At 38.5% G+C, this 1,648-nt stretch carries 1 protein-coding gene and 1 pseudogene; both read left to right on the top strand.

Features of this window, described 5'->3' with window-relative positions; genetic code table 11:
* Window positions 1–1,150, top strand: a 1,150-nt coding sequence (locus tag AC1DTM_RS25530; protein WP_477001196.1) for a peptidase, incomplete at its 5' end; no start/stop codon positions are given.
* Window positions 1,147–1,648 (top strand): annotated as a pseudogene (locus AC1DTM_RS25535) (putative beta-lysine N-acetyltransferase); the annotation flags it as partial. The gene AC1DTM_RS25530 and the pseudogene AC1DTM_RS25535, both read left to right, overlap by 4 nt.

The following is a 1,648-nucleotide window of genomic DNA, read 5'->3' on the forward strand; positions in this document are numbered from 1 at the left end:
GGCAATTGTTATTGAAAAGTTGCGTGAGTTAGGTCTAGACCTTGATATTTGGGAGCCTGCTTTTAATGAAATGAACGATCACCCTTATTTCGTATCACCTCGTACAAGTTTTACAGATAGCCCGAACATTGTAGCGACTTTAAAAGGAAGTGGCGAAGGGAAATCTATGATTTTGAACGGGCATATTGATGTCGTGCCAGAAGGGGATGTAAATCAGTGGGATCATCATCCATACAGTGGAGAGAAAATAGGAAACCGCATATATGGACGTGGAACAACAGATATGAAAGGCGGCAATGTCTCACTTATGCTTGCGATGGAAGCGATTGTTGAATCTGGTATTGAACTAAAAGGTGATATACATTTTCAAAGTGTAATAGAAGAAGAGAGCGGTGGGGCAGGAACATTAGCCGCTATTTTACGAGGATATAAGGCAGATGGCGTTATTATTCCTGAGCCGACGAATATGAAGTTTTTCCCGAAACAACAAGGGTCAATGTGGTTTCGTCTACATATAAAAGGCAAAGCAGCACACGGTGGTACACGGTATGAAGGAGTAAGTGCAATTGAAAAAAGTATGTTTGTTGTAGATCATTTGAGAAAATTAGAAGAGAAGAGAAACGGTCGAATTACAGATCCGTTATTTAAGGGGATTCCGATTCCGATTCCAATTAACGTTGGGAAAATTGAAGGGGGAAGCTGGCCAAGTTCTGTTCCCGATTCATTAATTTTAGAAGGAAGATGTGGTATTGCGCCGAATGAGACTATAGAGGCAGCAAAAGAAGAGTTTGAAGGCTGGATTGGTGAATTAAAAGAAGTGGATAGCTGGTTTATAAAAAATCCTGTAGAAGTAGAATGGTTTGGAGCGAGATGGGTTCCTGGTGAACTAGAAGAAAATCATCCACTTATTACAACGCTTCAACATAACTTTGTTGAAATCGAAGGGAACGAACCGATTATAGAAGCTTCGCCATGGGGAACAGATGGAGGTTTGTTCACACAAATCGCTAACGTACCAACGATAGTATTTGGTCCAGGAGAGACGAAAGTAGCACATTATCCAAACGAATATATAGAAGTTGATAAAATGATTGCTGCCGCAAAAATAATTGCATGTACATTACTAGATTGGTGTGAGGTGAAGAAATGAAATACTATGAATCTTTTAGTGAACAGACAAAGCATTACACAGTAGAAGGGGTTTTAGATTATTTTAATAAACGTGTTAGAGTTGATCACTATACAGGAAATGTTGAAAGTATTATACAAACAATCGATGAATTAGCAGAGAAACATTCTTTCACTAAATGTATTATTAAAGGAAAGGGAGAGCATGTTTCAACATGGCTCTCTTTCGGTTTCTTACTGGAAGCAACGATACCTCATTATTTTCAAGGACACGATGCGCACTTCTTCGTGAAATATCATAATGATGAAAGACGAAATAGTATTCATTGGACTGAGGAAGATACCATTTTAAGTGGTGTAAAAGCAAAAGAAGTGAAAGAAAAAATAGTCCCAGAGGAATTTGTGTTAAGAAAAGCGACAGAAGAGGATGCGGAAGAATTAGCAATTGTCTTTGGAAAAGTATTTGAAGTTTATCCGACACCTTTAAATGATGCGAGTTATGTAAAGCAGACGATGAAGG

The sequence above is a fragment of the Bacillus sp. P4_D3 genome, assembly GCF_056401855.1.